Source organism: Glycocaulis sp. (assembly GCF_052168375.1).
In the GTDB taxonomy this organism is placed as follows: domain Bacteria; phylum Pseudomonadota; class Alphaproteobacteria; order Caulobacterales; family Maricaulaceae; genus Glycocaulis.
Window position 1 is genome coordinate 1 of sequence record NZ_JBQLZR010000243.1, and the last position, 4,760, is coordinate 4,760.

The window sequence follows — 4,760 nt, forward strand, 5'->3', positions numbered from 1 at the left end:
GCCGCCAACGAACCGGCCAATGCCGAACGCGCCTTCCGCCGCGCGCGCGATTTCGCGCCCGACCATGCCGGCCTTGCGCTGGGTGTGGCAGAAGCTGCGCTGAGGCAGGAGAACTGGGCGCTGGCCGAAGAAGCCTCCGGTGAAGCGCTCGAACTCGATGATGCATCGGTCCGCGCCCGTCAGGTACGCGCCCGCGCCCGGCTGAATGCCGGAAATCTGGATGGAGCCGCTTCCGACATCGCCGCAGCGCTGACCCTCGACGATGACGATATCGACAGCCTCGTCCTGCGCGGCGAAATAGCCGAGGCTCAGCGCACGCGCGGCTAGCGCAGATTGTTAGCACACGGAACATCCGGCTGCTAACAACATACAGAAATCATTCAGGATTTCGCGTGCAGGCTCTTGCCTGACAGGATGGCTTGCGTCAAGCTTTTCCCTGTCGGTTATGGAGAGGGCCATGAGCGAGACAGACTTTGCCGCGCAATTGAGGGGCGCACGCCTGACCACGGCGGAAATCCTCTATTACCGTCCGGACTATCCGAGCCTGTTGCAGAGTTTCAGCTGGCAGACGCAGGACATCGCGCCGGACTTTCCCCGCCTGAAAGCCTTTCTCGACCACTGGCGGCGCGAGATAGAGGCGGTGATCCATTCGGTGCGTGTCGCCCATGCCGGACTGGTCCGCCCGGCAGAATGGCGCGGCGCAGCCCTGATGGAGCGCCTGCACTAGGCTCTGCCCCAAGCGAGGTGAGTGGCCACGCTTGCCGCGCCGCAGCGCGGCGTTATCCTCTGCGCCATGATCGCGCACCTTGCATCCCTGATGATCGCTCTGGCCGCCGTGCCGCCGGGCGTCACGCTCACGCCGGAAACGGCCGATGAGCCGCGCGAGTCGCTGACCCTGGAAGAACGGCTGGACGAGCGTCTGGCCGCACTGGCCGAAGCCTCGTCCGAAATCGAGGGCGAGACCATTGCCGACGAGGTGCGCTCCATCTGGCGCCAGTCGGCTGGCGCAACCGCGTCGCTGCTTCTGGAGCGGGCCGAGCGCGCGCTCGCCGAGCGGGACATGGAGACCGCGAAGAGCGCCTATGCCTATCTGCGCCTGCTGGAGCCGGATTTTGCCGAAGGCTGGCTGGTTTCGGCCCAGCTCGCCATTGGCGAGGGTGACTGGGATTTTGCGCTGGATGCGCTGACGCGCGCGGTCAATCTGGAACCGCGCCGCTTTGACGCCTACGCCCTTCTGGGACGGACGCTGGAACAGGCAAGTGAACCGGCAGCGGCCCTGGCTGCGTATGAAGAGGCATTGCGTGTTCACCCGTGGCACCCGCAAGCCCGTCAGGCTCGTGCGCGCCTTGAAAACCAGATGTCAGGCCGTGCGCTCTAGTCTCATTGTTCTCACCGCGTTTCTGCTCGTTCTCACTGCCTGCACCGGAGGCCGTGCCATGCCCGCTGGCGACAATCCGCTGCAACCCGTCGGCCAGTTCATCGAGATCGACGAGACCCGCCTGCATTATCATGTGACCGGGCCTGAGACCGGTTCGCCCGTACTGGTGCTGCACGGCGCGTCTGCAAACTTGCGAGAACCGCTGACAGGGCTCGGCGATGCGCTGGCAGGGCAACGGGTGATCTGGCTGGACCGGCCCGGCCTTGGACATTCGCGGCGGCCTTCGGGAGCGTGGAATCCGGAACGGGAAGCGGCGCTGATCGCAAGTTTTCTGGAAACTGTAGCCGCCGGCCCTGTTCTGGTGACCGGCCATTCCTGGGGCGCGGCGATATCGTTGCGTCTCGCGATGGACCACCCGCAGGCCGTGTCCGGCATTGTTCTCATCGCGCCGGCAATCCGGGCGAATGTCGGCGAGGCCGCGCTCTACAACCGGGCGACCCACTGGCCTGTCATCGGCCCCGTCATCACCCGGCTGATCGTCCCGACCTATGGGCGCGCACAACTGGAATCGGGCGCCGCGAGCGCCTTCTCGCCCGAACCCGTGCCGGACAACTATGTCGAGGACACCGCACTTGCCCTGCTGCTGGAGGCCCGCGTCTGGAAGGCGAATGCCGCCGACATGGCGAACGTCAACGCGCACCTTGAAGCGCAAGAGAACCGCTACGGCGAAATCACCCAGCCAACCGTCATCATCGCAGGCACTCAAGACAGCGTGGTGGCGACAAACCGCCATGCCGTGCCGGTGGCCGAAACCATGCCAAACGCCGAGCTGGTGCTGATCGAGGGCGCAGGCCACAACCCGCATTTTGCCCATGCGAGCCGCGTTGCCGATGCCATCCGCACCGTGCAGGCCCGCGCTGCAGGTGTGGATTAGGCGCACTGCCCCATTGCCCGGCCTGCCATCGCGTCCTAAGCCAGACGGGCAATTTCGCGACCGCCTTTGCCAGATGAGGACGCCCCATGGCCGAACCCTTCACCCACACGTCCGCCGACGCTGCCAGCGCCCCTGTCCAGGGCGGCACGCCCAAGGCCGACGAACAGTTGCGCGCCATCGTTGCGCGCATCGAACGGCTGGAAGAGGAAAAGAAGGCCCTGATGGCCGACATCAAGGAAGTCTACGACGAGGCCAAGGGCAATGGTTTTGACGTGAAAGTGCTCCGCCAGGTGATCCGCATCCGCAAGCAGGACCGGCAGGAACGCATGGAAATGGAAGCCGTGCTTGAAACCTATCTCGGCGCTCTGGGCGATCTCTGATAGACTGGCGGTGCCATGAGCCGCGAGATCGACGAACGCAAGAAGAAGAAAGCCCTGCGCCGTCTTGAACGCGTCCGCAGGGCTCTGGCGGACGCCGAAGCCGATGGCGATACCGAGGCAGCCCGCGAGGCCCGCGCCCTCCTGACAGAATGGGAAGACGAGTTTCTCGGCAGCGTGGAGGAGCGCCTCAATACGTTCGGCTCGGCGTTCAACGATCCGGAAAAAGGCCTGCTGGACGAACCCCTCTCCCAGCTTCAGGCCGCCAAGCTGAAAGAGCTGGAGGCCAAGGCCAAAGGCAAGGAAATCCGCCGCTGGATGCGCTCCGGCTTCAAGTCGAAGGAGAAGGGCACCCGGTCCGGCTTTTCGTCAAAACGTGCGGCACCACGCGCCAATATACGCGACATCAACGAGGATGTGCCCGAAGCGCCGGTCAAGCCCGCCCGCCCGATCGCGGTACCGGCACCAGCGCCCCGCAATAACCCGCCCCGAAAGAGCGATGCCGGCACGCCGGCAAGCGATGCGTCCGCGCCTCTCCGCCCGGCCACACCTGCCGGACGCGCGCGCTTTACCGTGATCAAGGGCGGCAAGGACGATTAGTCCCTACTCCTCCTCACCCAGCGGGGTCAGGCGCACCTTGGTGATCTGGTTGCGGCGGCGCTCGATGATATCGAACTGGATCCCGTGAAAGCGGAAGCGCTGCCCCGGCTCAGGGATCGTCTGCGCCTCATGGATCACGAGGCCGGCAATGGTCACCGCCTCGTCATCGGGCAGATCCCAGTCGAGCGACCGGTTGATCTCGCGAATGCCGGCGGCACCGTCCACCGTGACTGAACCATCCGCATCGAGAACAAACTCACCCTGCTGGCCGAGATCGTGTTCATCCTCGATCTCGCCGACAATCTCCTCGAGAATGTCTTCCAGCGTCACCACGCCCATCAGCGCGCCATATTCATCAACGACCAGGGCAAAGTGTTCGCGCTTGGCCCTGAAGGCGTTGAGCTGGTCAAACAGCTCGCGCGTCTCGGGCACGAACCAGGGCTCACGCTTGAGCGCATGTATGTCGATCCTGGACGCGTCACCGCCCGCGCCGTGCAGCGCCCGGGCAAGATCGCGCGCATGCAGAATACCGACAATGTTTTCCGGATCGCCCTGCCAGAGGGGCAGTCGGGTGTGCGGGCTGGTCAGCGCCGCCTCGACCAGCTGCTCCACCGGCTGGTCAATATCGAGCATGACGAGGTTCTTGCGGTGAACGATGACGTCGTCGACGGTCAGTTCGCGCAAGTCCAGCACGCCGCCCAGCATGTCGCGGTCATGCTTCACCACGCCGCCTTCCTGCAAATGCAGGTCGATCTGTCCACGGATTTCCTCGTGCGCAGAGAGCACCGGGCCGGTCACGTCGGCGCCCAGAAGGCGCAAGGTTCCGCGCACCACCACCTGCACGCCCGCGACCACCGGGCCGAACACGGCCGTGACAATGCGGATAGGCAGGGAGACGAACATGGCCAGCCGGTCCGGGTTGGACAGCGCATAGGTTTTCGGCATCACCTCGGAAAAGACCAGCACCAGTGCCGTCATCACCAGCGTGGCGATGGGAACGCCAGCCTCGCCGAACATGGCCAGGAACACCGCCGCCGCGATGGACGAGGCGAGGATGTTCACGAGGTTATTGCCCAGCAGAATGGCGCCGATAAGGCTCTCGCGGTCCTCGATCAGCACGCCGACGCGGGCGGCTGCCGCATTGCGCTCCTTCTCCAGCGCCAGCATGCGCGCCTTGGAGGTCGCGGTCAGCGCCGTTTCCGAACCGGAAAAGAAGCCTGACAGGAAGAGCAGAACGAGAATAGCGGCGAACGCCCATCCCATCCATGGCTCGAACACGATCTCCATCTAGAGCTCTCCTTGAAGAAACATTTCGATTTTTCCCGGTGTATGGCCGGGCGAAACAAAGGCTTCGCCGATGCCGCGCGCCAGTATGAGCGTGATCCCGGCCTTCACATTCTTCTTGTCCTGACCCATGCGCGCGGCGAGCGCGGCCGCATCATAGGGTCCGCCGGGAAGCTCTGCGATGCTC

General features: G+C 64.7%; 7 protein-coding genes and 1 pseudogene. 6 read left to right on the plus strand and 2 right to left on the minus strand.

Annotation, left to right across the window (positions count from 1 at the left end; all coding sequences use genetic code 11):
- The 6 genes from ACTS2Z_RS09765 to ACTS2Z_RS09790 all read left to right on the plus strand — a co-directional run.
- Window positions 1-327 (plus strand): hypothetical protein (locus tag ACTS2Z_RS09765; RefSeq protein ID WP_442573024.1); only part of this gene is annotated, 327 nt, incomplete at its 5' end.
- 130 nt (window positions 328-457) lie between these two features.
- Window positions 458-727, plus strand: coding sequence for an usg protein (locus ACTS2Z_RS09770; protein ID WP_442573025.1), 270 nt, complete (start codon window positions 458-460; stop codon window positions 725-727).
- A gap of 21 nt (window positions 728-748) precedes the next feature.
- Window positions 749-1,378, plus strand: coding sequence for a tetratricopeptide repeat protein (locus ACTS2Z_RS09775; protein ID WP_442573026.1), 630 nt, complete (start codon window positions 749-751; stop codon window positions 1,376-1,378).
- 58 nt (window positions 1,379-1,436) lie between these two features.
- The gene (locus ACTS2Z_RS09780; protein WP_442573027.1) at window positions 1,437-2,312 is read left to right on the plus strand and encodes an alpha/beta fold hydrolase; all 876 of its coding nucleotides are present in this window, start codon (window positions 1,437-1,439) and stop codon (window positions 2,310-2,312) included.
- 86 nt (window positions 2,313-2,398) lie between these two features.
- Complete coding sequence (locus ACTS2Z_RS09785) at window positions 2,399-2,692, plus strand: DUF2312 domain-containing protein (protein WP_442573028.1); 294 nt, start codon at window positions 2,399-2,401, stop codon at window positions 2,690-2,692.
- A 15-nt stretch (window positions 2,693-2,707) separates the two neighbouring features.
- Window positions 2,708-3,289: a hypothetical protein gene (locus ACTS2Z_RS09790; RefSeq protein WP_442573029.1), complete on the plus strand. Its 582-nt coding sequence runs from the start codon at window positions 2,708-2,710 to the stop codon at window positions 3,287-3,289.
- A 3-nt stretch (window positions 3,290-3,292) separates the two neighbouring features.
- On the opposite strand, the gene ACTS2Z_RS09795 is transcribed toward ACTS2Z_RS09790, so the two are convergent.
- Together ACTS2Z_RS09795 and ACTS2Z_RS09800 are read right to left on the minus strand one after the other, a co-directional pair.
- Entirely contained in the window at window positions 3,293-4,576 is a 1,284-nt protein-coding gene (locus ACTS2Z_RS09795; protein WP_442573030.1) for an HlyC/CorC family transporter, read from the minus strand.
- Window positions 4,577-4,760, minus strand: a pseudogene (locus tag ACTS2Z_RS09800) (3-dehydroquinate synthase); the annotation flags it as partial.